The organism is Ruegeria sp. AB7, from assembly GCF_056542625.1.
The window spans coordinates 238,699-265,178 of record NZ_JBQGAC010000006.1 but is presented as its reverse complement, the minus strand read 5'-3'; the positions used below and the strand labels follow the sequence as shown (position 1 = coordinate 265,178).

At 54.3% G+C, this 26,480-nt stretch carries 21 protein-coding genes; 6 read left to right on the top strand and 15 right to left on the bottom strand.

What is annotated here, in order from left to right:
- Window positions 1-649: 649 nt before the first annotated feature.
- The 9 genes from ACR0EN_RS16620 to ACR0EN_RS16580 form a co-directional block, all read right to left on the bottom strand.
- Window positions 650-3,310, bottom strand: coding sequence for a nitrate reductase (locus tag ACR0EN_RS16620; RefSeq protein WP_170818975.1), 2,661 nt, complete (start codon window positions 3,308-3,310; stop codon window positions 650-652).
- Entirely contained in the window at window positions 3,310-3,642 is a 333-nt protein-coding gene (nirD, locus tag ACR0EN_RS16615; protein ID WP_170818974.1) for a nitrite reductase small subunit NirD, read from the bottom strand. The genes ACR0EN_RS16620 and nirD overlap by 1 nt, the downstream gene beginning before the upstream one ends.
- A complete protein-coding gene (gene nirB, locus ACR0EN_RS16610; protein ID WP_170818973.1) occupies window positions 3,639-6,074 on the bottom strand; it encodes a nitrite reductase large subunit NirB in 2,436 nt (811 codons plus the stop codon). The genes nirD and nirB overlap by 4 nt, the downstream gene beginning before the upstream one ends.
- 4 nt (window positions 6,075-6,078) lie before the next feature.
- Window positions 6,079-7,758: an ABC transporter ATP-binding protein gene (locus ACR0EN_RS16605; protein ID WP_170818972.1), complete on the bottom strand. Its 1,680-nt coding sequence runs from the start codon at window positions 7,756-7,758 to the stop codon at window positions 6,079-6,081.
- A 5-nt stretch (window positions 7,759-7,763) separates the two neighbouring features.
- The gene (locus tag ACR0EN_RS16600) at window positions 7,764-8,846 is read right to left on the bottom strand and encodes an ABC transporter permease (protein WP_170424685.1); all 1,083 of its coding nucleotides are present in this window, start codon (window positions 8,844-8,846) and stop codon (window positions 7,764-7,766) included.
- A gap of 73 nt (window positions 8,847-8,919) precedes the next feature.
- Window positions 8,920-10,284: a CmpA/NrtA family ABC transporter substrate-binding protein gene (locus tag ACR0EN_RS16595; protein WP_170407179.1), complete on the bottom strand. Its 1,365-nt coding sequence runs from the start codon at window positions 10,282-10,284 to the stop codon at window positions 8,920-8,922.
- A 271-nt stretch (window positions 10,285-10,555) separates the two neighbouring features.
- A complete protein-coding gene (locus tag ACR0EN_RS16590; RefSeq protein ID WP_480587860.1) occupies window positions 10,556-11,725 on the bottom strand; it encodes an ABC transporter substrate-binding protein in 1,170 nt (389 codons plus the stop codon).
- The gene (locus ACR0EN_RS16585) at window positions 11,722-12,306 is read right to left on the bottom strand and encodes an ANTAR domain-containing response regulator (protein WP_170424691.1); all 585 of its coding nucleotides are present in this window, start codon (window positions 12,304-12,306) and stop codon (window positions 11,722-11,724) included. The genes ACR0EN_RS16590 and ACR0EN_RS16585 overlap by 4 nt, the downstream gene beginning before the upstream one ends.
- Before the next feature lie 908 nt (window positions 12,307-13,214).
- A complete protein-coding gene (locus ACR0EN_RS16580) occupies window positions 13,215-14,135 on the bottom strand; it encodes a LysR family transcriptional regulator (RefSeq protein WP_170392815.1) in 921 nt (306 codons plus the stop codon).
- Window positions 14,136-14,246: 111 nt separating this feature from the next.
- Between ACR0EN_RS16580 and ACR0EN_RS16575 the strand changes: the two genes are divergently transcribed.
- The 4 genes from ACR0EN_RS16575 to ACR0EN_RS16560 all read left to right on the top strand — a co-directional run bounded on the left by ACR0EN_RS16575 (window position 14,247) and on the right by ACR0EN_RS16560 (window position 16,535).
- Window positions 14,247-15,170 carry an SDR family NAD(P)-dependent oxidoreductase gene (locus ACR0EN_RS16575; protein ID WP_170392814.1) on the top strand — a complete coding sequence of 308 codons (924 nt, stop codon included), beginning with the start codon at window positions 14,247-14,249 and terminating at the stop codon, window positions 15,168-15,170.
- A 17-nt stretch (window positions 15,171-15,187) separates the two neighbouring features.
- Window positions 15,188-15,562, top strand: a complete 375-nt coding sequence (locus ACR0EN_RS16570; RefSeq protein WP_170392813.1) for a DUF4345 family protein — start codon at window positions 15,188-15,190, stop codon at window positions 15,560-15,562.
- A 272-nt stretch (window positions 15,563-15,834) separates the two neighbouring features.
- Entirely contained in the window at window positions 15,835-16,161 is a 327-nt protein-coding gene (locus ACR0EN_RS16565) for a winged helix-turn-helix domain-containing protein (RefSeq protein ID WP_170818969.1), read from the top strand.
- The gene (locus tag ACR0EN_RS16560; RefSeq protein WP_480587857.1) at window positions 16,158-16,535 is read left to right on the top strand and encodes a VOC family protein; all 378 of its coding nucleotides are present in this window, start codon (window positions 16,158-16,160) and stop codon (window positions 16,533-16,535) included. The genes ACR0EN_RS16565 and ACR0EN_RS16560 overlap by 4 nt, the downstream gene beginning before the upstream one ends.
- A 103-nt stretch (window positions 16,536-16,638) precedes the next feature.
- Here ACR0EN_RS16560 and ACR0EN_RS16555 read toward each other — a convergent pair whose 3' ends face one another.
- Window positions 16,639-17,592 carry an SDR family oxidoreductase gene (locus ACR0EN_RS16555; protein ID WP_170818967.1) on the bottom strand — a complete coding sequence of 318 codons (954 nt, stop codon included), beginning with the start codon at window positions 17,590-17,592 and terminating at the stop codon, window positions 16,639-16,641.
- 168 nt (window positions 17,593-17,760) lie between these two features.
- Here ACR0EN_RS16555 and ACR0EN_RS16550 point away from each other — a divergent pair, with 168 nt between their 5' ends.
- Window positions 17,761-18,660 carry an AraC family transcriptional regulator gene (locus tag ACR0EN_RS16550; RefSeq protein WP_170818966.1) on the top strand — a complete coding sequence of 300 codons (900 nt, stop codon included), beginning with the start codon at window positions 17,761-17,763 and terminating at the stop codon, window positions 18,658-18,660.
- Window positions 18,661-18,901: 241 nt separating this feature from the next.
- On the opposite strand, the gene ACR0EN_RS16545 is transcribed toward ACR0EN_RS16550, so the two are convergent.
- The 4 genes from ACR0EN_RS16545 to ACR0EN_RS16530 all read right to left on the bottom strand — a co-directional run bounded on the left by ACR0EN_RS16545 (window position 18,902) and on the right by ACR0EN_RS16530 (window position 22,492).
- A complete protein-coding gene (locus tag ACR0EN_RS16545; protein WP_170424669.1) occupies window positions 18,902-19,912 on the bottom strand; it encodes a DUF2955 domain-containing protein in 1,011 nt (336 codons plus the stop codon).
- Window positions 19,902-20,966, bottom strand: coding sequence for an HlyD family secretion protein (locus tag ACR0EN_RS16540; RefSeq protein ID WP_170403695.1), 1,065 nt, complete (start codon window positions 20,964-20,966; stop codon window positions 19,902-19,904). The genes ACR0EN_RS16545 and ACR0EN_RS16540 overlap by 11 nt, the downstream gene beginning before the upstream one ends.
- A complete protein-coding gene (locus tag ACR0EN_RS16535) occupies window positions 20,963-22,042 on the bottom strand; it encodes an AI-2E family transporter (RefSeq protein WP_480587853.1) in 1,080 nt (359 codons plus the stop codon). Before ACR0EN_RS16535 ends, ACR0EN_RS16540 begins: the two co-directional genes overlap by 4 nt.
- A 180-nt stretch (window positions 22,043-22,222) precedes the next feature.
- The gene (locus ACR0EN_RS16530) at window positions 22,223-22,492 is read right to left on the bottom strand and encodes a potassium channel family protein (protein WP_480439390.1); all 270 of its coding nucleotides are present in this window, start codon (window positions 22,490-22,492) and stop codon (window positions 22,223-22,225) included.
- 423 nt (window positions 22,493-22,915) lie between these two features.
- Between ACR0EN_RS16530 and ACR0EN_RS16525 the strand changes: the two genes are divergently transcribed.
- Entirely contained in the window at window positions 22,916-25,564 is a 2,649-nt protein-coding gene (locus ACR0EN_RS16525) for an AsmA family protein (RefSeq protein ID WP_480587850.1), read from the top strand.
- Between the two features lie 529 nt (window positions 25,565-26,093).
- On the opposite strand, the gene ACR0EN_RS16520 is transcribed toward ACR0EN_RS16525, so the two are convergent.
- The gene (locus ACR0EN_RS16520) at window positions 26,094-26,435 is read right to left on the bottom strand and encodes a dienelactone hydrolase family protein (RefSeq protein WP_480587847.1); all 342 of its coding nucleotides are present in this window, start codon (window positions 26,433-26,435) and stop codon (window positions 26,094-26,096) included.
- Window positions 26,436-26,480 lie beyond the last annotated feature (45 nt).

The window sequence follows — 26,480 nt, the reverse complement described above, 5'->3', positions numbered from 1 at the left end:
GGTTGTAATGCACGCTCTAGTGCGCGCTTCTCCGTTGGCCATTCAGATTAGAAGTGCGGGGCAAAAAAAACGCACCCCGCACCAGCTTCTAACGACCGCCCGCTTTCCCGGGCATGTTCATCCTCTTGGCCGTTCGTCGTGGCATTTTCATGCGCAGGTCACGCGGCGGTTTGGCTTTGGTCTTCACACGATTCGCAGATTTCGATGTGTCCTCCGCAGCAGGAAGGGTTCGCACAAGGGCGATTTTTGGTGGCTTAAAGGGCATATTGCACCTCATGACAAAAAGAAGGTTAAGTCGCGCAGATGCACGACTACGAATGCCCACAAGGGGCTAGCGTCGTGTGTCCATTGTCAGAGTCCTCCGCAGGAGTGTTTCGGTGCGCATTCTGCCATTTAGGTCAGCGCGCGGCGGGATCAGAAAGTATGCTGGTCCATTGTCAGAATATCCTTTGCGAGTGTTGGGAGCGTCTCAGACAACCGAGTATCTGTCAAACCTGTTCAACGAACAGCGACATTTGTCGCCTCGCTTCCGAGCGCGGCCCTGAACTGCGGTTGGTCGATCGGTATCATTGCAATTGCGCGTGGCGTCAGAGAAGAAAATTTCTGCTCAACCAAAACAGACTGCAGTCCTGCATCAAGAACCTTGAGACTACCCCAATTGTTCATGCGGGCATTTCTTAGGCTTATTGCTGATCAATTTCGAATGCTCGGCGATCAAGTCAGCCAACTCTGGCCGGCATGAACCGCAGTTCGTTCCCGCATTAAGGGCGTCTCCGATATCGTCCATATTGATCAAACGCTTGTCGTGAATGGCGCGGATAAGGGTTTTTAATCCGACCTCGAAACACGAACAGACGATTGGCCCGCAGTCCTCAGAACCAACAGATGACTGGCCAGACAGAATCTGCTGAGGCGTTACCTCAGGCAAAGTTGCCAAATAGTCTCGCATCAGGGTGATAGGTCGGCGCGAGACGAAGAGCACTGCCAGAATGCGCTGACCGTCTGACAGCGCAATTCTATAAGAGCCGCGTTTGGGATCTTCTACCGAAGTCGCCATCGCATCCGGTAAACCAAACCAAACGCGAGCAGTCCTTTCCCAGTCTTCAATAATCTGGTTCCCTGCCAACTCCATCCTATAGCCGTTGTTTGTTCTGGCTGTCGCCGAATATTCTGCTTCAGGGAACGCTGCATCGGCTGAAACGGCGAAACCGTACCATGCTGCTCTCATACGTCGAACAGATACCGCTGTTGATTTGCTTTCCGGCTGACCAGAAATCGGGTCAGTTACACTAGGAATTATCTCGTTTACACGGGCCGACGGTGCCGTTTCTCCGGTCCAATGAATGGGCGCAAACACATTGCCACGCGCAATAGATTCCGTAATGCGAAGCCGAAATATGCCGCTGCCGACTGAACTGCTAACTTCGACCAAATCGGCAGGACCAAGCCCCAGTTGATCAACGTCCTTCGGGTTCATTTCCAAATAGGGCTCGGCAAGGTGGGCCGATAAACGAGGCGACAATCCGGATCGGGTCATGGTGTGCCACTGATCCCGATTTCTCCCTGTGTTCAACAGGAAAGGGTAGCGTTCTGATGGCTCTGCCTTGGGCGCTCGAAGGGTGACCGGCACAAACCGCGCCTTGCCATCGGGATGAAAAAACTGCCCGTCTCCGAAGAAACGACCGTCAGTTTTCCGCGATGCCGTGGGCCATCGTGTCGGGCACATCGCATCATAATCTTCGTCGTTGATGTCCGAAAAGCCAGCAATCTCAAAGTCTTTGCCAAATGAGACGGCAAGCGAGGACATGTTCGCATATTCCCTAAAAATCTGCGCCGCAGACTCATAGCTGAAGGCCTCGGCCCAACCCATGCGGCGGCCAACCTCGGCCAAGATATCCCAATCCGCACGTGCCTGTCCCGGAGGGGTCAGAACGGCGCGTTGCCTGCTGATCATGCGGTCGGAATTGGTTATTGTGCCGCTTTTTTCGCCCCATCCTGCTGCTGGAAGCAATACGTCTGCGAGACGCGCGGTGTCTGTTTGGGCAGTCAGGTCGCTTACAACGGTGAATGGGCAGTTTTTGATCGCCGTCTTGACTCGATCGGCGTCCGGCATCGTGGCCGCTGGATTGGTGTGGATGATCCAAAGTGCTTTGATCTGTCCATCTTTAACGGCGCGAAACATGTCGACAGCTTTGAGCCCCTGCTTTTCTGGCAGGATGGGCGCTTTCCAAAAGTCCCGGACGGCTGCTCTGTGGGCCTCGTTTTCGATATCCAGGTGACACGCAAGCATGTTGGCCAGACCGCCGACCTCTCGACCACCCATGGCGTTTGGTTGACCGGTAACCGAGAACGGGCCCATCCCTGCGCGTCCGATGCGCCCCGTAGCCAGATGGCAGTTCAGGATCGCGTTGACTTTGTCTGTTCCGCTGGAGGATTGGTTTACGCCTTGACTGAAAATCGTAACAACCCGCTCGGTTCCAATCCACAGATCGCAAAACGCTTCGATTTCACCTGGGGTAAGTCCGGTCTCATCCGGATCATCAAGCTGTGCGAGTTCGAGGGCTTCAGTGTACCCTACGCTGCGATCCAGAAAATCCGGTGCCACATGCCCCGATTGGTGAATTCTGGTCAGCAGACGATTGAACAGCGCCACGTCGCTGCCGGGTTGCAACGCCAGGTGAAGATCTGCTTGATCGCAGCTTGCTGTTCGACGTGGATCGACAACCACAATCTTCGTACCGCGCGCCTGACGCGCAGCTATGACGCGTTGATAGAGAACGGGATGGCACCATGCGAGGTTTGAGCCAACCAAGACAACCAAATCAGCCTCATCCAGATCCTCATAAGTCCCAGGCACGGTATCTGTGCCAAAGGCGCGTTTGTGTCCCGCCACAGTTGACGCCATACACAGTCGAGAATTGGTGTCGATGTTGGCCGACCCCATAAAACCCTTCATCAGCTTGTTGGCGACGTAATAATCCTCTGTCAGCAACTGCCCCGAGACGTAAAATGCCACGCTGTCCGGTCCATGGTTCTTGATTGCGGCAGAAAACCGATCTGCGACCAGTTGCAGCGCGTTGTCCCAGTTTGTGTCTCGGCCGAAGGCGCGAGGAGCCAGCAAGCGATGTTCCAGCCCAACTGTTTCGCCCAAAGCAAATCCTTTCGAGCACAAACGCCCAAAATTCGCTGGATGATCCGGATCGCCGCGAACGGTCAAGCCTCCGGCCCCATCGGGCCGCAAAAGCACACCGCAGCCGACCCCGCAATAGGCGCAAGTCGAGCGAACTTCAGGCAGACCACTTCCGTCCATCAGGCGGCGCTCCGCCGGGTAACTGCGCTGTCGTCTAACAGGATACGGTCGTCTTTAATACGCACGGGATAGATGGTGATGCGGCCATCATCCGCGCCTTGCGCCTCGCCCGTATTCAGGTCAAATACCCAATTGTGCAAAGGACAGGTCACCGACTGCCCGTGCACGATACCCTCAGACAAAGGACCGCCCTTGTGCGGACAGCTGTTAGTCGCAGCATAGACCTCCACCTCGGCAGTACGGAAGACAGCGATGCAGCCGATATGCGTCTTGACCAGACGCGCCCCACGCAAGGGAACCTCGTCGATATGTCCGATGTCGATCCAGCTCATTCTGCGGCCTCCAGTGTGAAATCTGCAATTGGCGCGTAGGTTTGCGCTTTTTCTTTGACGTGTTCGGCCCACGGGTCTTTGCGGTAGATGTTTTGCGACAGTTCGAACCGCGCGACGAGGGCCGCGCGATTTTCATGGTCGTCCACGACCTGCACCTTGACCCAGTCCATGCCCACCTTACCCAGCCATTTATATAAACGGTCCAGATACTTGCCGCCTTCGCGATAGGCTTGCGTGACGGCCATCACGATCTCGATCGCTTCTTCTTCGGTGGGAATCTGACAGAGTAGCTCGGTCTCTTTGACATCCATCCCTGCGGCCCCGCCGATGCTGATCTGATAGCCAGATTCGACGCAGACCACGCCGATGTCCTTGCAGGTCGCCTCGGCACAGTTTCGAGGGCAGCCAGATACGGCCAGCTTCAGCTTGTGCGGCGTCCACGACCCCCACAGGATTCTTTCAAGCTTTATGCCAAGCCCGGTGCTGTCCTGAGTCCCAAACCGGCAATGATCGGTGCCGACGCAGGTTTTGACCGTGCGCAGACCTTTGGAATAGGCGTGGCCAGAGACCAGCCCGGCTTTGTTCAGGTCTGACCACATGGCGGGCAGATCTTCGCCTTTGACGCCCAGCAGATCGATCCGCTGACCGCCTGTGACCTTGACGGTGGGAACATCGTATTTATCCGCCGCATCTGCAATGGCGCGCAGTTCGTCGGGCGTGGTGATCCCGCCCCACATACGCGGTACAACGCTGAACGTGCCATCCTTCTGGATGTTGGCGTGTTTGCGTTCATTGACGAAACGGCTTTGTGGGTCGTCTTGGTATTCCAGCGGCCAGTCGGCCAGCAGGTAGTAGTTGATCGCGGGCCTACAGACATGGCAGCCATTGGGCGTCGTCCAACCCAGTTCCTGCCAGACGGCAGCCTGACTTTTTAACTCCTGCCCTTTGATCAGGCGTCGCACATCCTCATGAGTCAGGTCGGTGCATCCGCAGACCGGCTGCGCGGCAGGCATCTGGAACGCGTCGCCCAGAGTGACCTGCAACAATTGCTCAACCAATCCTGTGCAAGTTCCGCAGGATGCGCTAGCCTTTGTGGTCGTGCGCACCGCGCCCAGATCACCCGCCCCTGCATTGATCGCCTCGACGATGTCACCTTTGCATACGCCGTTGCAGCCGCAAATCTCCGCCTCATGCGGCAATGCTGCAACGGCTGAGAGAGGGTCCGCAGTGTCGCCCCCCTGATATGCGGGTCCGAAGATCAGCGTCTCGCGCATTTCTTCTACGCTGGTGCCGTCTTTGATGAGGCCAAAGAACCAGCTGCCATCAGTAGTGTCACCATACATGACCGCGCCGACCAGCCGGTTCTCTTCAATCACAAGCCGTTTGTAGACCCCGCGCGAGGGGTCGCGGAACACGATATCCTCGCGCCCCGGCCCATCCGCAAAATCCCCTGCACTGAACAGATCGCAGCCGGTGACCTTCAACTTGGTCGAGAGGGTTTTCTGAGCAAACGCAGCCTCTTCACCCAACAAAGCCTGCGCAGCCACTTTTGCCTGATCGTAAAGCGGCGCGACAAGACCGAAGACCGCCCCGTCATGTTCGACGCATTCACCTACCGCAAAGACATCCGGATCCGAAGTCAGCATCTGGTCATCCACATGGATACCGCGCCCGGTGGCCAGCCCAGCCTCTTGCGCCAGAGCTGTGTTGGGGCGGATACCCACGGCCATTACAAGCAGATCACAGGGCAATTCGGTCCCGTCGTCCAGAAGCAGCGCGCGGACCTTTCCGTCCTGTCCGAGGATTTCTTTAGAGTTCGCCTGCAGGCAAATCCTGATGCCTTTGTCTTCTAGCGATTTCTTCAGCAGGTAGCCTGCGGCCTCGTCCAGCTGTCGCTCCATCAGGTGGCCCATGATATGCACCACCGTCACGTCAACGCCATGGGCAGCCATACCCGCGGCGGCCTCGAGCCCCAGCAAGCCGCCGCCGATCACGACCACCTTGTTTTCAGGGCCCATGCCCATCATTTGCTTGGTGTCTTCCAGATCGCGGTAGGCAATCACACCCTCCAGATCATGCCCTGGCAGAGGGATCATGAACGGGTTAGACCCGGTCGCAATCACCAGCTTGTCATAGGGAACGTGGCCGTTCTGACCTTCGACCACCTTCATCTCGCGGTCGATCTTCGCGACCTTTTCACCAAAGCGGCAGGCAATGCCCCGCGCGGAATACCACGCGTCGTCATGGGTGACGATCTCTTCATAGGTTTTCTCGCCCGAGAGTACCGGGCTGAGCATGATGCGGTTGTAGTTCCCGCGCGGCTCGGCGTTGAACAGGGTGATGTCGAACGTATCCGGCGCGGCGTCGGTCAGGTGTTCCAACACCCGGCCTGAGGCCATACCCGCGCCTATGACAACAAGTCTTTGCTTCATGATTTCACTCCGCTGCAATCGCCTTGGGGGCGGGTGTATTTGGCTTGGCTCCATGTTCATATTCTTCGAGGAAATCGAGGACTTCCTGCCGGTAAGCATAGTAATCCGGGTGCTCCAGAAGGGCTTTGCGCGTGCGCGGACGCGGCAGCTCAACCTTGGTGATCTTGCCGATGGTTGCCTGCGGACCGTTGGTCATCATCACCACGCGATCAGCCAGTAAGATCGCCTCATCCACGTCGTGGGTAACGCAGATCGCAGTGACCTTGGTGCGGGACCAGACCTCCATCAGGACTTCCTGTAATTCCCATCGGGTCAGGCTGTCGAGCATGCCGAAGGGCTCATCGAGCAACAGCAGTTTGGGGGACAGAGCAAAAGCACGGGCGATGCCGACGCGTTGCTTCATGCCGTTCGATAGGTCGCTTGCGGATTTGTCCATCGCGTCAGCCAAACCGACGCGTTCCAGATAGTATTCAACCACATCCTGACGCTCGGCCATGCTGGCCTTTGGATAGACCTTGTCCACCCCAATCGCGACGTTCTCCTTGGCGGTTAACCATGGGAACAGGTTGGGGGATTGGAACACCACCGCGCGTTCGGGATCGGCCCCTTCGACGTGACGGCCATCCAGCTTGATCGCACCCTTCGAGATGTCATTGAGCCCAGCCGCCATAGTAAGAACCGTGGACTTGCCACAGCCTGAGTGGCCAATCAGCGAGATGAACTCGCCCTTATCGATCTTCAGGTCGAAATCCTCGACCACGGTCAACGGGCCTTTGGGCGTCGGATACACCTTGTGCAGTTGCGAGAAGTCGAGGAAGCGGTTCTCGATCAGCCCCTTTTGCGCCTCGGCCACCGCCGTTGGAACACCGTGGATTGGGGTGACATCCGGGAGGATACGCGAGCCTTCGACCTTGGCCTCGATCCCCACATCCATCAGGTATTTGGTGACGTCCGCGCGCAGGCGTTTGAATGTCTCGTCATTGTTCATCGCAGCGCGTTCGCGCGGACGCGGGATCGAGACACGGAATTCCTGCCCCAGCGTGCCATCCGGGTTCAGGGCAATGATACGGTCGGCCAGAATGATCGCCTCATCAACGTCATTGGTGATGAGGACACAAGTTTTCTTGTCGGCTTCCCAGATATGTTCGATCTCATCGGCCAGATTGGCGCGGGTCAGCGCGTCGAGCGCCGACAGAGGCTCATCCAGCAACAAAACCTCGGGGTTCATCGACAAGGCACGCGCCACGTTGACCCGCTGGCGCATCCCACCCGACAGCTCTGCCGGGCGGCGGGTCGCGGCGTGACTGAGGCCGACCATCTTGACGTAATGCGCGACTTTTTCGGCCTTCTCGGTCTTGCTGAGACCCGGAAAGACCGTATCCACCGCCAACCCCACATTGCCACTGACCGTCAGCCAGGGCATCAGCGAGTAGTTCTGGAAGATCACGCCACGCTCAGGGCCCGGCCCTTTGATCGGAGTGCCTTTGAAGGTGACCTCTCCGCCGGTTGGGGTGTCCAGCCCGGCCATTAGATTGATAAGGGTGGTTTTGCCGGTGCCGGAAAAACCGAGGATCACCAGAAACTCACCCTCTTGCACGTCCAGATTGATGCTTTTCAGCACATCCGTGCGCGCGGTACCTTCACCGAAGGATTTCGAGGCGTTCTTGAAGCTCAGAATGCTCATCGCGATCACCGGTTGTTCGTGAAGGTAAACAGGGATTGCAGCGCGTACATCACCCGGTCCAGCAGGAAGCCGATGATACCGATGGTGAAGACTGCAACCATGATCTTGGCGAGTGAGCTGGACGAGCCGTTCTGGAACTCATCCCAGACGAATTTGCCCAGACCGGGGTTCTGCGCCAGCATTTCCGCCGCGATCAAAACCATCCAGCCGACACCCAGCGACAGGCGCAGGCCGGTGAAGATCAGCGGCAGGGCCGAGGGCAGCACCAGTTTGGTGATCTTGGTATAGGTGTTCATTTTCAGGACTTTGGAGACATTCACCAGGTCCTTGTCGATGGAGGCTACACCCAAAGATGTATTGATCAACGTGGGCCATAGCGAACACAGGGTCACGGTGATGGCCGAGATCAGGAAGGATTTCGCGAACCAGCCGTCATTGGTGACGTAAACGGCCGAGACGATCATGGTGACGATCGGCAACCAGGCCAGAGGCGAGACCGGTTTGAATATCTGGATTAGCGGGTTTAGGGCTGCATTTGCAGTCGGAGACAGGCCGGCCGCGATACCAAGTGGGACCGCGATGACGGTGGCGATCAGAAACCCAAAAAACACTGTTTTGATCGAAGTCCAGATTTGCTGGTAATAGGTCGGAGCACCCGTGAAGGCGACCTCTTTCACTTTCTCCGGCTGGCCAGCGTCAATGAATTTCTGATTGCGCTTCTCGACCATGGCCTCGAACTTCGCGCGTTTGGCCGCTTTGGCCTTGGCATCCTGGTTCAGGCTGACCATCTCTTCCCAAACCTGCGCCGGCCCCGGAACCGCGCCGAGAGAGGTCTGCACCTTGGGGGCCAGCGTTCCCCACAGCAACAAGAAGGCGCAGATCGACAACAGAGGCACGATCAGCAACCGCCATATCTCGGTCATCTGAGCGCGGGGATTGTCCCCGGCGGCGGCTTTCAGGACCGGGGTCGCCCAGCTGAGACCCAGAACCTGGAACCATTTGTCGGCTGCATTGATGCGGGTGAAAAGGCGGGCGCGACGTTCCTCTCGGGCAGCGTCTGCGTTGAATTCGGGATCGACCGTTGTCATCTGATGTGTCCTTGCGATGGCGGGGCACTTTGGGGGCTGCGCCCGGCGCGGGCCGGGCGCAGGATTAGGGGAATTAGCCTTGCACGTCCGAGCCGATGATCTTCTGCTCGCCCTTCAGGCCTATGGACAGGCTTTCGAGATAGGCGTTGGGTGTGCGTCCGTCGTAAGCGATGCCGTCAATGATATCCTCGGCCGGGGTCGGCGCTTTGTAACCATCGCTGTCCCAGGGGAAGTCGGCTTCATTCGCCAGACCTTCGTCGACCAGCAAGCGGGCGGCTTCCAAATAGATCTCGGGTTTGTAGACGGACTTGGCGACCTCGTCATACCAGCTGTCGGGCTTGGACTCGGCAATCTGCCCCCAGCGGCGCATCTGCGTCAGGTACCAAACGGCGTCCGAGTAGAACGGATAGGTCGCGTTGTAGCGGAAAAACACGTTGAAATCGGGGACTTCACGCTTGTCGCCCTTCTCATACTCAAACGTGCCGGTCATCGAGTTGGCGATAACCTCATAATCCGCGCCCACATATTCAGCCCGGCTCAGAATCTCGACTGCTTCAGGGCGGTTGGCATTTTCGTTCTCGTCCAGCCACATCGCCGCGCGTATCAGGGCCTTGGTCACGGCCAGAGTGGTGTTGGGGTACTGTTCTGCGAACTCGGCATTGAGACCAAAGACCTTTTCGGGGTTGTTCTTCCACAGCTCGTAGTCGGTAATAACCGGTACGCCGATACCCTTGAACACAGCCTGCTGATTCCACGGCTCGCCCACGCAATAGCCATAGATCGTGCCGGCCTCCAACGTGGCAGGCATCTGCGGTGGAGGGGTCACCGACAGGAACACATCCGCACCAATCTGACCGGTCACGTTTTCAGGGCTGTAGTAACCCGGATGCAGACCACCGGCGGCCAGCCAATAGCGCAGCTCGTAGTTATGGGTCGAAACCGGGAAGACCATGCCCATGTTAAATGGCTTGCCTTCTGATTTGTACTTCTCGACGACCGGGGCCAGAGCCTCGGCGCTGATCGGATGCTGGGGACGGCCGTCGTCCATCACCGGGATGTTCGGCTTCATCTCTTCCCAAATCTCGTTGGAGACGGTGATGCCGTTGCCGTTCAGGTCCATTGAGAATGGCGTGATGATATGGGCTTCGGTCCCATACCCGATGGTTGCGGCCAATGGTTGTCCGGCCAGCATATGTGCGCCGTCAAGCTGTCCGTCAATCACGCCATCCAACAGCACCTTCCAGTTTGCTTGTGCTTCCAGCGTCACGAACAGGCCTTCGTCCAGAAAGTACCCATTCTCATAGGCGACAGCCAGCGGCGCCATGTCGGTCAGTTTGATAAAGCCAAAGGTCAGCTCGTCTTTTTCCAGTTCCAATTCGGCCAGTGCTGGAGACACAAGCGCCGTCGTCGCGGCGAGGCCTAAAAGAAGCTTTTTCATCTCGATCCCTTTCGGTTCAGCCCAACCCCATGGGCAAACAAAAAAAGCCGCCGACACAGTCCGCCGGGAGGAGGTGGCGGATGGTCGAGCGGCTTTGCTCTTCTAAGGTGCCCTGGATTGTGGGCGAATTCCGTCGGTGGGCGTCGTTGCCTTCCGATGTCCCGATTAAGTCAGACGCGCAGTGCGACGTCATCATTTTTTGACATCTTCACTTCGAGAATTCTGCATCGCAGCAAAAAGAGATGCTGCGCTGCAAAAAAATTGTGCAATCTTACCCTGCGGGCTCGAAAATGCGCCGGTCGAAGAAGACGTTCCGAGACAGAATCAGGCTGCCATTGGCTGAGGCAACTGCCGTCGACTCAGACAAAGCTCCTTCAAGTTTCTCGGATGCGCCGGGTGTTTCCACACCAAGCCCTTGCAACTCCCGACGATAGAGATCACTTCGAAAGACCTTGGCTGCTTGTCGTTCCGCTGTACCGGCGTCCAGCCCGTTTCTTAGCGCCAATTGATGCGCGACCCATTTTGCCTGACTACGCCACGGGAAGGTGGCAGCACCGTCAAAAAACTCGACAAACCCTTCCACACTGCGTTGCTCGCCGCGTGCAGATATGGCGAACTCACCCATTAACGCTCGGTCGATCAGCTCGGGTGAGACATTGAGGTAGGTTTTGCGTGACAGCATCTCGGACGCGGTTGTTCGGCTGTCCGTGTTTGACAGCCAGCGTCCCGCACGCCATACGGTCCGCATGAGACTTCCCAGCAAATGCGGTTCCGTCTCGGCCCAGTCGTTTCTGACTGCCAACACCTTTTCAGGTGCACAAGTCCAGATCGCCTTACCGGGCAACAGCAGTGCGCCAACACTGTCGTCCACTGCGAAGGAGCCCCAAGGCTCGCCCACGCAAAAGGCATCGATCTCGCCTCCCGCAAGCGCCTGCGCCATGAGTGGCGGCGGGACGGTGCGGATTTCGACCTGTTTTGAGGCCAGTTTGGTTCCCGCAATCCAATAGCGCAGCAGCTCGACATGCATTGAAAATGGGAATGGCACGCCAAACACCAAGACTTCATCGGCAGCTTTTGCCAGTGCAGCCCCAGCCGCAGCGGCATCGGTGAAATCAAAACCATAGCCCTGGTCGATCAGTCGCTCGGCCAATTGCGTTCCAACACCTATAACATTGCCGTTCAAAGACAGGACAGATACCGCAGATAGCGGTGTCGCGATTCCACCAAGACCCAAAGCCATCGCAACGGGGACAGGCGATAGTAGATGCGCCGCGTCCACATGCCCAAAGGCCAGCATATCGCGCAAAGAGGACCACGATGGCGCCGGACGCAGGTCCAGCGAGATGCCTTCAGCATGGTCGAACCCCATTTCGCGCGCAACGATCAACGGGGCCGCGTCGACAAGCGGCATATACGCGACGGGCAGTGTTACGGTTCTCATGACAACAACCCCGAAGCAGTGACCAAGGCTTCTGCCACCTCGGCGACACGGCGGTTTTGGTTCATCGCGGTATTTCGGAGTAGCGCATAGGCTTCGTCTTCCGAAATGCCCTTGGCTTTCATCAGCAAACCTTTTGCGCGGTCGATCACTTTACGCTCTTCAAGCGCACGGCGGGTTTCTGCAAGTTCAGTCCGCATCTGGCGCAACACCTGAAACCGAGCGATGGCGGTATCGATAACAGGTTTAATTCGCTCAGCTTGCAATCCATCGACAACATAGGCCGATACACCGGCCTCAACAGCAGCTTTTGCCAATCCGCCTGCGGCGCCTGAGACGAACATAGCCACGGGTCGTTCCAATGGGCCCGAAGCAACGGTAAGTTCTTCCAACATATCTCGAGAGGGGTTGTCGATATCAATCAGGACAATATCTGGGCTATGAGTAGCAATTTTCCTTGCCAGCCCGGAGACATTGCCGATTACAGAAACGTCTACGTCTCCGGCCTCTTTAAGAGCATCTACAATCGCAAAGGCTCGTTCTTGGTTCTGCTCGACTACAACGACAGTTAGATGTTGGTTCATAGGGTCACAAGTGAGGCCAAGGCGCATTGGTAGCAATTCCAGCGCCATTTAATGCTTCATCAGGCTGCCGTTCGCCCAATTTTTCAGCTTGATTTCACACTTAGCGGAATAGCTGCACAGTTTTTCTACATGCCATCAAAGAAATCCGTGATAGCACATCGCATCATTTTTTGGTTTTTCAGTTGCGCTACCAGTTTGCTTGAGGCACCAGATTCCACTTCCATTTGCAGATCAAAACCGAAGGTCCGCTTTGACAACTAATACAATGTGTTCCCGCGCCTGCAGCAAATGACTGCTTTCCGCCGATTCTTTAGAAAAGCAACGTGTTCTGGAGCAGAAGTAACGGCACAGCCAACTCAGCCGCACTTGTTTTTGGGGCTAGTAGGATTTGGACAAGCCAAACGCCTCTGGCGATCAGGGGTAAGACGCTGCCTTCCCCCTCGGGCAACCCTATTAGACAAATCCGTGTCTTCGGCTGCGCTTGCGGGCCGCACCACTATTGTCGAATAACATTGCGTCGCCCCCAAGCGCGTTCGCCACGTGGCAGAGCAGCAGGAACAGGCGCCTCCGGCGTCTGATCTGCAAATCAGCCCTGGTTTTCTCGAAAGGAAGTCAGGATCAACTAAATCGGTCCGGGTTCTGGATGAAGGAAGGGACGCGAAAACGGCAAGGCTCTGTCGCTGCTGGCAGAACTATGTGTCGCCTTACAACAAGGAAATGTGGAACTTCACTGATCGTGGACTCAATCGACAACCAAAACCTCAACAAAGCGGTCGATCACGTCATTCAATTCTGACCCAAACGTCAAGCATTTCTGACCCAATACTAGTAACCGCCATTCAACGACGCTGCTGTTAGTGTCTCAAAAGAGTACAGTTTACCGTCCATCTTTCCGAATAGAATAACCGCTACTCCCGCTTTGAGGTTCCCGAAACCCAGAACTCGTTTCGCCTAGACCTGACCCGCTCGGACATAAAATCGACGAAGAGTCGGACACGCGTGGTGTTTCTAAGATCACGATGCAGCAATAGCCAAATGTTTCGGTACGGTATCGGCTTTTGGAAGGGCGCACGGATCAGATCGGGATGGCGGTCGCCAAGATTGCACGCAAGATAGGCCATGCCAAGACCGGACGCCGCCAATGTGATCAAGGGCACAAGTTCTGAAACACGATGCTTAAGCCGGGCTTTCGGATAGTAACTGTCTTTGATCCATTTGGCTGTAATGGCCTCTTCTGGCTCATGCCAACCGATGAAATGCAACCCCTCGCCGCCATTGTCGCAGATCCGTTCGGCGTAGTCTCGCGTGCAATAGGCTGCTTGAGACATCTGGACCAACTTTCGCCCGACCACATCGTCCGTCACCTCATCCGCGATACGCAGGGAGATGTCAGCCTCTCGTCGCATCAGGTCTCGGATGTCGTTGGTGAAGTTCAAGCTCAGGATGATGTCTGGGTAAAAATCTGCGAAGGCGGCAAAATCATCCATCAACGATGTCATTGCCAATCCATGGGGAAGAGTAACGTAGACCGTGCCCGAGGGTTGCGCATCTCTGCCAACAATGACGCGAGACGCAGCGGTCATTTCAGCTTCTACCCGTTCGGCGTGAGGCATCAGATCTTCGCCGAGCTGAGTCAGGGCGAGGCCGGTTTTTGAGCGATCAAACAACCGGCTGCCGACGCGTTCTTCCATGACTGAAATCCTGCGCGTCAGCGTGGTGTGGTTCACCTGAATACTGTCAGCTGCCCCCCGAAGAGTTCCGGTTCGGGCAACCGCCAGAAAGTACTTCAGATCGTCCCAGTTCAGGGAATGGCTTTCCTTGATCGACATACATCTTGTGTTTCATTTTTGAAGCACTGTGTCCAGAAATACCTATCTACAGATCATTTATTGGCCATCCTACCTTGGGCGCATCAATCGCAAACCCAAGGACCATACCCTATGAACCAAATACAATCTGTATTGATCACAGGCGCAAATGCCGGACTGGGCCGCGAGGCGGCCCGACAGCTTGCACTGCAAAAGGGCATATCCAAAGTTTATCTGGCTTGCCGCAACCCAACGAAGGCGGAAGCCGCAATTGCAGCGTTGGAACGTGAGACCAGGCGCAAAATCTTTGAAATCGTCCTGATGGACGTGACCGATCCGGCTTCGGTTCGCGCCGCTGTAGCCGAACTTTCCACCCCAATCGACGCCGTAATCCTGAATGCAGGCGGTACGGGTGGACGGCATCCGAACAGCCTCACCAGCGATGGCGTGACCAACATCTTCGCCACCAATGTTCTCGGCCACGTGGTGTTGGTAGACGCATTATTGGAGCGTCAGTTGGTAACGTCCACAATTCTGTATGCCGGATCCGAAGCCGCACGCGGCATTCCCAAAATGGGTATGCGCCGCCCGGACTTGTCCGATAGAACAGTCGACGAATTCAAATCAATCGCTGATGGCAGCAAGTTCGGCCCCGAGGGCGATCCGATGCAGACCTACGGCTACGCCAAGCTCACCGCGACCCTGTGGATGGGAGCGATGGCACGTCAGCACCCCCATATTCGCTTTGTCACAATGAGCCCGGGTGGTACCGCAGGTACCGCTGGCTTTGACGACCTGCCGTTTATAAAACGTATTGTCTTCAAACATATTGGCGGCGTTCTGATGCCCATATTCGGGATGATGCACGGCGTTGAGGCTGGGGCAAAACGGTATCTGGACGGTTTGCTGAACCCGGAATTCAAGACTGGCCACTTCTACGCCAGTCAAACCGGCTATCCCACCGGAGCAGTCGTGGATCAAGCTAGCATCGACGGGGCTCTGTCAGACGTCACCACTCAGGATAACGCGAACCAGGCACTACGTCAGTTCGCCTGAAGCAAAGGAGAAATGAAATGGAAACCATACTGAACATCTTGGTCATCCTTGCAACTCTTATGCTGTCTAGTCTCGGCCTCATGTCAATGTTTGCACCCCGGCGCATGATAGCCAACTTTGCTATCGAGCCGGTCGGCACCACTGGACTCAGCACGATCCGTTCGGTGATCGGCGGGCTGTTTCTGGCCTCAGTGGCTTTGCTGGTGATCGGTCTGACCACTGGGCAGACACTGGGATATGTGGCTGTTGCAATCCTGATGGCGGTTGTTGCTGTCGGACGTATTGTGGGAATTCTTGCGGATGGGTTTGACAAGGCAGTTCTGCCACCGTTGGTCGTTGAACTTGTGATCATCGCGGTTTTGCTGTCAGCCTACTACCAGCTCTCCTACTAATCGCCTTCGAAATAGATGGATGGTGGCGAGAGTGAAGTGGCCGCCGTCCAATCAGCCCATCATTATTCGCACCAGCTAGCATTCGAACAGTTTCCGCTTTGTCCCGTATAGCGACCGGATCAGATCACGGGACCGAACATTCCGGATATCCAAATCTGTCATTCGTGAGGGGCACAAAGAATGTCAGCGACGAGCCCTATGAAATGAATGCCGTGAACTGCTCGAACTGATAGTTCGATTTGACATGCAACATTATTGTTGCATGATGAAGCATGAGCGTTCATTTTGATCCGCAACTAAGCATTCTTTTCAACGCCCTTGGCGACACCAAGCGGTTGTTGATCCTTGAAGAGCTGAGAAAGCGTCACGACCAGACGCTTTTCGAACTTTGTGCTCGTTTGTTGGAAGAGCATTCAGTCACAATTTCCAGACAAGGCATAACTCGACATCTGAATACGCTTGAGCAGGCAGGTCTGATCACCACGACTTGGCGGGGGCGCACAAAAATTCACACCCTGGTGGCCGCGCCGATCGCGGATGCGATCAATCCCTGGGTGGACCTATATTCCCAAGGAGACGCACTAAGAAAATGTACATGATGAGTATTTCTGTGGATGATCAATCTAAGGCTCTGGATTTTTACACCAACAGACTTGGGTTTGTAGTGAAGCACGATTTTCCACTCGGCCAGCACCGCTGGTTAACACTGGTATCAGCGGAGGAAGCCGAAGGAGTGGAGTTAGGCTTAGAACCGAATGTGCATCCGGCGAGCCGTGCCTATCAGGAAGCACTTGTGGCTGATGGCATTCCCGTTTCGGCATTCAGTGTTGACGACATTGACGCTGAGGTTGGCAAGTTCGAGGCGACAGGGGTGGAATTTATTCAACCCCCAGTGAAGGCAAGTGGCGCAACAATGGCAGTGTTCGACGACACCTGTGGAAACCTTATTCAGCTAGTTGAGTTGCATGTCTGACCGTCAAGAATGGCAATCCCGTCAGTTAGACGACGTGGGTATGCAAGACATCGATGTCAGCTTTAGTGATGGAACACTGGGGCACGTCACACAACCCATCAACTCAGACCTCCCAGCTGAAACCAGTCGCCTTTTCGGATACGTTCCATAGCTGAACCATCACATCCTTCTCATATGCGTGTGGGTTCAATGTACCCTTGCCAACCGCGCCAACGGCTTCAAGACGGCCCGTTGGTCCGTAGAGCGCGCGTTGTTCGGTCAAAGTCTTTTCGGCGGCGCACATGACTTCGGGATAGGACCCTTGCTCGGCGGTCTGAACCATCGGTGTTTTGGTCATGAGCCACCAGATGAACCGCATCGTCCGACTGCCACTTGTGCTGATCAGTGACGTTGCCGAAGAGCCGGGGTGGCAGACATAGACCTCGACCTCAGTGCGCCCGGCGGCGGCAAGCCTGTCCTGTAGTTCATAGGCGAACATCATTTGCGCCAGCTTGCTTTGCGAGTAGGCGGTATTCGGCCCGTAACCCTCTTCCCAGTTCATGTCGTCGAACTTGATCGTCTTCAGGCCCATGTTGTAGCCAAGACTGGCAACAACAACGATCCGACCTTTCGAGGCTTCGATCCGCTCAAACAGTAGACCACAGAGCAGGAAGTGACCGTAATGGTTGGTACCGAGCTGACTCTCGAACCCATCCTCTGTCAGCTTGCGGGTTGGCACCTGCGCGATGGCAGCATTGCAGATGAGCGCATCAATCCGGGGAACAGAATTCAGAACTTCTTCCGCAGCTTCGCGTACGCTCGTCAGCGAGGCCAGATCCATGCGAATGAAGCTCACTTCCGCCTCGCTGCCGAACTCAGTATTCAGGTCCTCAACAGCTGCCTGAGACTTCTCAACCGAGCGGTTCAACATTACGACCTTGGCGTTCTTTTTTAGGAGCGTCCGCGCGGCCTGGAACCCGGCACCGGCGTTGGCACCCGTGATGAGGTAGGTCTTGCCGGAGAGGTCGCCGAGGCGCACAGGCATCCAGCCTTTGGGTCCAAAGGTGGTATCGGGCATCTTTTGTCTCCTAACTGCGTCAGCGCAGGGATCGAGTGAAGAGTGTGTTAACTTGGAAATGCATATAACTCTCACCAAAGCACAGAAACAGGCGAGATCATCGCGAATTCTTGCCCGATTACATCAAGGTAGTTGCCAGCATCGATCTGGAGCCATTACATCTCTGTTATGAGCAAGGATCAGATTAAACAAATCATCGCTAGCCGAACCGAAACAGACGGCCTGACCGAGACAGGCATCACGGGCGTGCGGCTATTTCGCGCCACGCAATCAATCCCCTGTGTTCCCGTCGTTTACGAGCCCTGCATCGTGGCCATTGTGAGTGGTGTGAAGGAAGCCGTTCTGGATGGCCGAAGATACGAATATGACAACAGTCAATACCTCTGCTGCCCAATGTCGATGCCGGTCAAGGCGGGGACGCCTTTGGCCTCGCATGACAACCCTCTCTACGGGGTTATGATCTCTCTTGAGCAACGCGCCATGGCCGAGTTGGCAATGGAGATGGAAAATGCCGGGGGCGTTCTGCCTTCGGTCAAAGGAGATCTGCGGGAGCCAGGAATTAGGTTTGCACGATGGGACGATGGATTCACTGAAGCTCTGCTGCGGCTACTGCAGCTCGGAAACAGCGAGACGGATACAGCAGTTCTTGGCGAGGCGCGATTACGTGAGGTGTTCTATGCGATCCTGAGGGGAGAAGCTGGCACCTTCGCCCGGCAGGCATTCGGTGCTGGCAACGCCATCGCACGTTCAATTGCACATGTGTCGTCACACTTGGATGCGCCGGTCTCGATTGACGATATGGCAAGCCGAGCGGGCATGAGCCGGGCCGTCTTCCATCGTAAATTCAAGCAAGTCACGACGATGGCACCAATCCAATTCGTTAAGTCGATGCGCCTCAACAACGCCGCCATGAAGATCGCGGGCGGGATGCCTGTGAACGAAGCCGCAATGGACGTTGGTTACGTCAGCCCGTCCCAGTTCAGTCGCGAGTTCAGGCGCATGTATGGGCAATCGCCGAGGCAATGGGGTAACGCACAGAAACTTCCGGTCAGTGTTGCTCAACGCTGACTTTCGAAGGGAAGGCAGACGTTGGCGCAGCTTGGGCGAAAGCTTCATTCGTCCCGTGAGGAGGCAGCCTTTCGAACTTGTTCCACAGAACGGTCATCACTCAACCAGAGATCGCTTGACATAAAACCGCTTCAGCAATGTTCGCGGTTTATTATGGCGCTGCAATTCGAGCGATGGTTGCAAAAATCAGTCAAACTGGAAACTCTGCTGGTTTCAGCGCCAAGCTTTATCGCAACTAACTTCATGGAGTCGCCTGGCGCTCTTTTTCTGGCCAGAATTCATCCACCACGACATATGCGATAATTACAAAGAAAGCGGCGCTGGCGACTTGCAATACACGAGTGATGCTCTTGACGTCAGCTTCGTCTGAAAACGGCGCAACCGAACCGCCATATACAATCAGAGCTGTTGTAATAGCGGAACCGGCGGCGGCGGCGAGCGGGACTTTTGACTTTCCAAGTGCTCCGAGTGTTAGGCAAAAGAAAAAACACAGCAGAATGGGGGTTAGAATAACCGGAGCTATTACGTTTATTTCATAGCATATGATGGAGACTGCCGCCCCAAGTAGATTTGCCGTCAGCATTGCTTTTGCAACTGCTTTGCCTGCAGCAGGCATTGCCGCAAGTTGCTGGCTCAGCAGGGCGACAAAAAACAGAACCAACAAAGCAGAAGCGCCGGAAATAAAGAACGCCATAGCAAAGGGCACTGTGACAAGAGACATCCTGACTATTCGGCGATGTGAGTCGAAGTCCGGCGATGCTGCAGCTTTCTTTTGAGGTGCCGTTTGAGGTGCAGCGGGTATCAACACGAACATCAGCGTCGATACGAAGCCAGCAAACAGCAGGTTCAACGGGATCCAATACACAAGCACCAAAGCCAGATCCTGTGATTGCAGCACCAAATTCGGAATCATCAACGCCCCCATGAGAGCGATGACACCCGGCAATACTCCGGCACCGGAAACTGACCAAATGAAAGACAGGATTATTCCAATGGCCACCAGAATGAGAAACACAAGAGGATAAGGTGAGAAGATTGACGACAAAAGGAATGAAATGAACATCAATCCAATCGAGAAGACAAACAGCTTACCAAATGCTGCCAAAGGTAGTGCCGCAGGTGCTTGAAGGAAAAGGGCAGTGAACACCGCCCCAACAACGGCAAGGGGCCACCCAAGAAATAGGCCCAATGCAAAGACACCGGTAACACCCAGCGCAAGCCGGGTGACAGAGCTTTGATCCTCAGTACGCATAGGAGAAGATTGAAACTACGCGGATGTAGGCGCGGCCTACGAGGTTCAGCAACGAGTTGTCGCTTAGATACATGATCACATCGGCCTGCCCGTTCAGTTGAAAGCGAAGATCGTCTTCGGCACTTCCAGCTTCATAGCCGGGTAAAACAATCCTGACCGGAAACCTTTCAGGCTCCCGCAAAAATCCCTTGGTGCTTGGCGGGCTCGCCAATTGCCCCGGCTCATCACCGCCACTCAAAGAAACAGCAGCACTAAAGCTCTCAATGACGCCCGGAACAATCTTACCAGGATGCATATCCAACACCACATCGACCGGAGACCCTATTGAAGCTCTTCCCAGATTGTTCTCGGTAAAATACGCCTCGATCCAGACGTCGGTTGCATCCAGAAACGTCAAAAGATCCTGACCGGATCGCGCATACGTTCCGGGGGCAATCAGCAGATTAGAAATGACACCTGTCGCCGGAGCACGCAGTTCGGTCCATTCAAGGTTCAGTTCCGCATCCGCCAAGGCCGCCAGTGCGCGCTGGATTTTCGGGTTTTCAATCCCATCGTCACCAAGCCTTTGCTTCGCTTTTTCCAGATCAGCTTTTGCGTTCTCAAAGTTTGCCTCAGATTCTGCCAGTTGTCCTCGTGCATCATCGGCCTTTGAGACGGCAATCAAACCTTTCTTTTCGAGCGCAAATACACGTTCCGTCTGAATGCGCATCGTATCCAGATCGCTCTGCGCCCTTGCGAGTTTGGCTTGTGCCGCACTTACCTCTGCCGAAGACGCACCCACTTCTTGGGTCGCCGCTTCAAGATCAGCTTCCGCCTTTGAACGCTCGATTTCGTAGGGTCTGGAATCTATTCGAACCAGAACATCACCTGCCGAAACGACTTGGCCGTTTTCTACCAAAACTTCCGTTACCGTTCCGGTTACCTGAGGCACGATTTGGGTGGCCACAGCTTTTACTCTGGCGTTCCCGGTAAATGGCGTTTTTCGATCAGCGACCAGATACCAGACAAGAAAAATCAGAATGACAGCCAGGGTTGTCCATATCGTTTTCCTCATTTCGCCGCACCTTCAACAGTGCCCTCGGCTTCAGGTGAGGTATCAATCCAAACCTTGAACAGCTCATAGAAGACAGCAAAGAGTACCGGCCCCATAAAAACGCCGATCAACCCGTACGCCATCATACCTCCGAGAACACCGATGAGGATGACCAGCATGGGAGTCTCAAGGCCTTTTGAGATGAACACAGGTCTTAGGAAACTGTCCATTATCATGACGGGAACGGCCAATATGGTGAAGATCAAAGCAGTTCCGCCGGACATGGAACTCCAAGCGTAGATAATAACGGGTATCAGAACCAGTCCGGGCCCGATTTGGATAATCGAGAGTATGAGGCAGACAAATGCCAGTGTGGCGGCCGAAGAAATCCCAAACAAAGCCAGCAGTATCCAAACGAAAACAGCCTGAATGGCTGCTACGCCAATCACGCCTTTTGTAACGTTCCGGATCGTTGCACCTGCCAGTGTCACGAATTCACCGCCGCGTGGTGCAAAGACACGATTGGCAAAGCGCTGAAGACCCTGGACCAAATTTGGCCCCGGGCTGAACAATGCCCCCATAATCAATACGGACAGAGCTAAGCCAAGAAGCCCGATACCAATGCCCAGCACCTTTCCGAAGAGCGATTTGGTTATCTCAAGGATTTGCGCGCCGTATTTTGCAAGCGCGCCGTCAAGATTGCGCTCAAACATTCCCCAGACATCGGAGATTTTATTTCCAACCAACGGCAATTCCTTGAGGCCCTCGGGCGCAGGGGGGATTTTCAATTCACCCTTGTCTGCTTGTTCCGCGAATTCAGACCCAAGTTCTGCGGCTCCAGATACCGCAGTTGCGACTGGCCCGAGGGTCAGAACAAGGCCCAACAAAACCAAGATCGTTGTGGCAAGCTTTTTCCGCCCTCCTAGCTTGGATTGTAGCCAATCAAATGCCGGGTAAAGCGCAACGCAGAGGATCGTCGCCCAGATGACTATGCTTGCAAGCGGAGCCACCATTACCAGGGCGCTGTAAAGGAACAATCCGAGAAAGAGCAATCGTATCGCGAGGTCGACAATCTTCGCGTCCTGGGTCTTTTCCATTCCATCCCTCCACTATCTGTTTTCCAAACAATACACTCAAAAAACGTAATATGTATATTTTTTGAGTTTTCGGCGCTCATCTATCAGTTTGAAGGTACGAGTGAAACCGAGGCACGGCTTCAGATGCGCGGTCGCACTGATACCTGCGCATGAACTCAAATTGCCTTAATTTGGGATAATCTATTTGTCCGTTTTTTCGTCGTCTTGGGACAAGATTGTATCTGCCACTGTGGTCGCCGCAGTCACGAAAACACCCAAGCCTACAATGATATATACCATTGTGAAGATTTTCCCCGCCGCAGTTTCAGGTGAGAAGTCACCGAACCCTACGGTCGAAATTGTCACTACGGAAAAGTAGATCGAGTCTAGCCAACTCCAACCTTCGACAAAGTGGTAGAAGACTGAGGCCCATAAAATCATTCCGACTGTGAAGGCAAGAAGGCCTTTCACTCTACCGTCCTTGAAAGCGACGCCTATCCCACGTGTTATTCTAGTTAGCGAATTCATTGTGTCCCCGTCGTTTGAAGAATTCACATATAACAGTAATTAGATGGATGTGGGAAATTGAAGCATTTTAACCGCGTCTAGTTTAATTGGGGTGTCCAGGCGCAGTAGTCAAAGCTAATGCAATGTGCTCGTTTATGAAACGTTAAACGCGTTTCAAGCCAGCTATTTTGAAACTGGGTCAGCAGCACATCCTAAATTTGGTCCTTTAACCGTTTCTTGGTCGCCCGACCAATTCCGCAAGAGAAGTCGGCTAAATGGTCAAGGTCATTTAGGGTTCAGCAAAATAAGAAGCCACATATTCCATTAACATGATGCTTTAATGGTCTAGTCTGCCCAAGAAAGGAATCAGAACCTTAGGAGAAAAGCGTGCGGTTCATCACAAGAGGTGTAATGATTTGTTGCGCTGTCGCGTTCGTCGCGGTTGTTGTGGCATGGCTTTTCCTGTCCTCTGCGTTGTTTTCTTCTGTCAGAACCACTTTTGTTGAAAACCTGATCTCGAAGAAACTTGGTCAGGACGTGTTGATAGAAGATGAAGTGCGTCTAGGCCTTGGTCGGCAACTGCAGGTATCCGCAGCGGGATTGGTACTACCCGGCGCGATCAAGACCAAAGCGAATCTGGCGGCAATCGACAAACTTGAGTTCAATATTTCTGCCCGCGACCTTTGGAACAGCAAATTGTCGCTGAGTGAGCTTTCTATCTCGGGTGTTCACCTCAACTTGATCACGGACAAAGACGGTGTCGGAAACTGGCAGTCCGCTTCCCAAACGGGCGCTAAAGCCGGGGATCCGGCCAAACCTGCAAACCTGTCTGTGGCTGGAATTCTAACGGACCAAAAAATTGACCTGACCGATGTTGCCGTTCTTTACCAGAACGATCTAAACGGGCTTGTGCTGGATCTGCAGCTTCCTGAGCTGTTTTTAAAGCGTGATACGGAAACCGACGTTGCGACCGCGGTTGGGGCTGGTTCACTAAATGGAGAGAAGTTTGATCTGAACGCGAGCATTCCCGCGGACGACCCGTTTCAGGTCGCAGTGAACTTCGAACAGATTGCGATTGCCGCCGAAGAAGTCCCTGAAGAGAACGGGCTACAAGTGAATACGACCATAGAGGTTGCCGAACTTGGTCAGCTTCTTGATATCCTGAAACTCAATCGCGTTCTGGAGGGTTCAGGAAGCATTGGTGCAACATTCAAATCAGTCGACGGCGTAGCCCGGATTGATGACCTGGCTGTATTGACTGAATTGGATGGTGGGCAAAGCCTTTCGCTGACGGGACAAATCGGAGAGTTGGGAAACCCAGAAGACGTATCCCTGATAACCCGCATTCGGTTGTACCCTGAAGATGCTGAACCCGCCCCAGCCGCGTCGCGGTATGATCTAAAACTAATAGCAGTTGACATGGTTATCGATAGCGTACCCGGGCAGGTCCCGCAGCGGCAAATGGTCATTGAAACCAACGGGTTCACATTGGATACCTCTGGTGAAGGGCCGCCCCCGATTAAGTTTTCCGAGCTTTCCAGAACTCCTGAAGGCGCCTTGAGTGTTGGAAACATCAATTTGAGAATTGGGAACCCTGCTGATCCATTTATCATTTTGAACGGTTCGGTCGAAGACGCGTTGCAATTACAAGGCATATCGGCCGACGGGTTAATGGATATACCCGCAAGCAGCTTAATCTCACCAGAGCTTCTGGGACCGGATGATCAACTTGGTCGATTTTCTGGTAACTTTCGTTTGAACGGCGACATCAATCAGCTTTCGCTGACAAATTTGGATGGCCAAACAAGCGAAACGGAACTTTGGAACCTTGAGGTGCATGGCTCTGTCAAAAATGTGCTCAAATTCGAGAACCTGGATTTGGCAATTCAAGTAGAAGTCCCCTCCGGAGCGGACCTGTTAGAAGCCCTATCGCTTGAACGGGTGGAAACTGGGCAGGCTAACTTTGAAATTGGCCTTGCCAGCGAAGGAGCCGATTGGGATGCGAATGCCAAAGTCAAGGTTGCTGACTCTGTCTTGCAAATTGAGGCCGATCTTGATGATGCAACGAGTGATCCTGTACTGCAGGGTTCCATAGAGAGTGACTTGATAAAGATAGATCAGATCCGAACCATCGTTCAGGCCGCTGCACAATTGAGGAAAATAGGCGGTCCAGAGCCCGACGAGGAAGACGTCATTGAGGAATCCGGCGACACTAGTCCTCTAAGAAACGTAACACTTAAACCTATTGGGCGTTCAATTCTCTTGTCCGGTATGGATATGGATGTCGACGTTGACCTTCGGCACATAGAGGGTGCCAAAGGCATCAGCAGTTTGCAGAGTGAACTGACGCTCAACGAAAATGAACTCAAGGCCGGACCTTTGAATTTTGAATACGGAGGTGCTCATTTCGATGTCAGCGGACAAATGGATCTATCGAACGACGCGCATCTGCTCACGCTGACCGGCACAGCAGGCGGCTGGCAGCTGGATGAAATTCTTCACAACCTGAACTTCAAAAAGGGCGCAAGCGGTACCATCTATGCAGATTTTTCGGTGACCGGCGGAACCGATTCACCTAAGCATTTTGCCAGCAGCATGAACGGCAATGCCACGGTCTCAATGCGTGACGGCTCGATCGAGACCCAGCTTTTGGATCTGGCAGGGCTAGGGATACTACCTTGGGTGTTTACCAAAGAGAAACAAAAGGTTGCTCCGATCATATGTTTGCGTGCACCGATTAGTATTTCGAATGGAAATATTTCGACGAAACAAACCACACTGGAGACAGATCATGTCCAAGTCGTCGTCTTTGGCGGTGTTAATGTAGCGGGCAAGGTTTTGGACCTAAACCTGCAGCCCCGCAAGATTGGCGAACCTCTTTCGAAGAGCCCCTGGCCCGTGACCTTGAAGGGCCCACTAGCAAAGCCGAAGATCAAGGTAAAAGACGGTCCCAAGCGACTGAAACGATCGGATGGTGCGGACAAAATGCCGGCAAAAAGAAAACTTTGCGTTCCGGATATTTTACAACTGCAGTAGTGGCGAGGGCAGTCGACAAAAGAACACAAATAAAGTTCAAAAGCTTAGTTAAGCGTGACCGACACATAGTTCTGCCACCAGTGACAAAACTTTGCCATTTTCGCCTCACTTCTTTCATCTGGTATCCAATTCAACTTCATCTTTTGGGATTACTTCGGGCGGAATGCGGAAATTCGCAGCAGGTGAGAGGGATATCCGGCGAACTTAAGTAGCAAGCATTCAGGCTTAGGTGACTGTGCAGGCTGTACTCTGACGAGCCGACCACTCAACCAGAGAACGCCTCACATAACTCCCACAGGACGCTCGTGTTTCGACGTTTTTAGTAAACAACCAATGGTTTTGTACCCCGCCAATGAAGGCTTCTTTTAGCGATGATTTCTTTTTTCCCAAGCCTTGTAGCCAAGCGTTCCTTTCGACCTACCTGCTCATGGAAGATAGATTACTGGAGCTTAAAATGAATCGGCGCCGGTAGACTGAGGGTTGCGACGAAGCGATTAAAACACAATGCGCGCTTCGCCGTACACTGTAGTTACTTCAAATAAGTGTTGAACCAATCAATGGTGCGGTACCAGGCTAGGTTTGCCATTTCCTCGTCATAACGAGGCGTGCTGTCATTATGAAAACCATGGTTGGCATTATCGTAGATGTAGGCTTGGTAAACCTTTTCGTTGGATTGCAGGGCGGCTTCAAAATCCGGCCAACCTGCGTTGCTGCGCTCATCAAGCTCTCCCATCTGAATCAGCAACGGTGCCTGAATTTTGGCCACATCCTCAACTGCTGGCTGGCGACCATAGAATGGCACGCCCGCCGCCAATTTTGGGTAGGCCACGGCAATTGCGCTGACCACACCACTGCCATAGAAGAAACCCACAACTCATCCCGCCCTGGCTCTGAAACTTCACTAAGCCTTTGATAA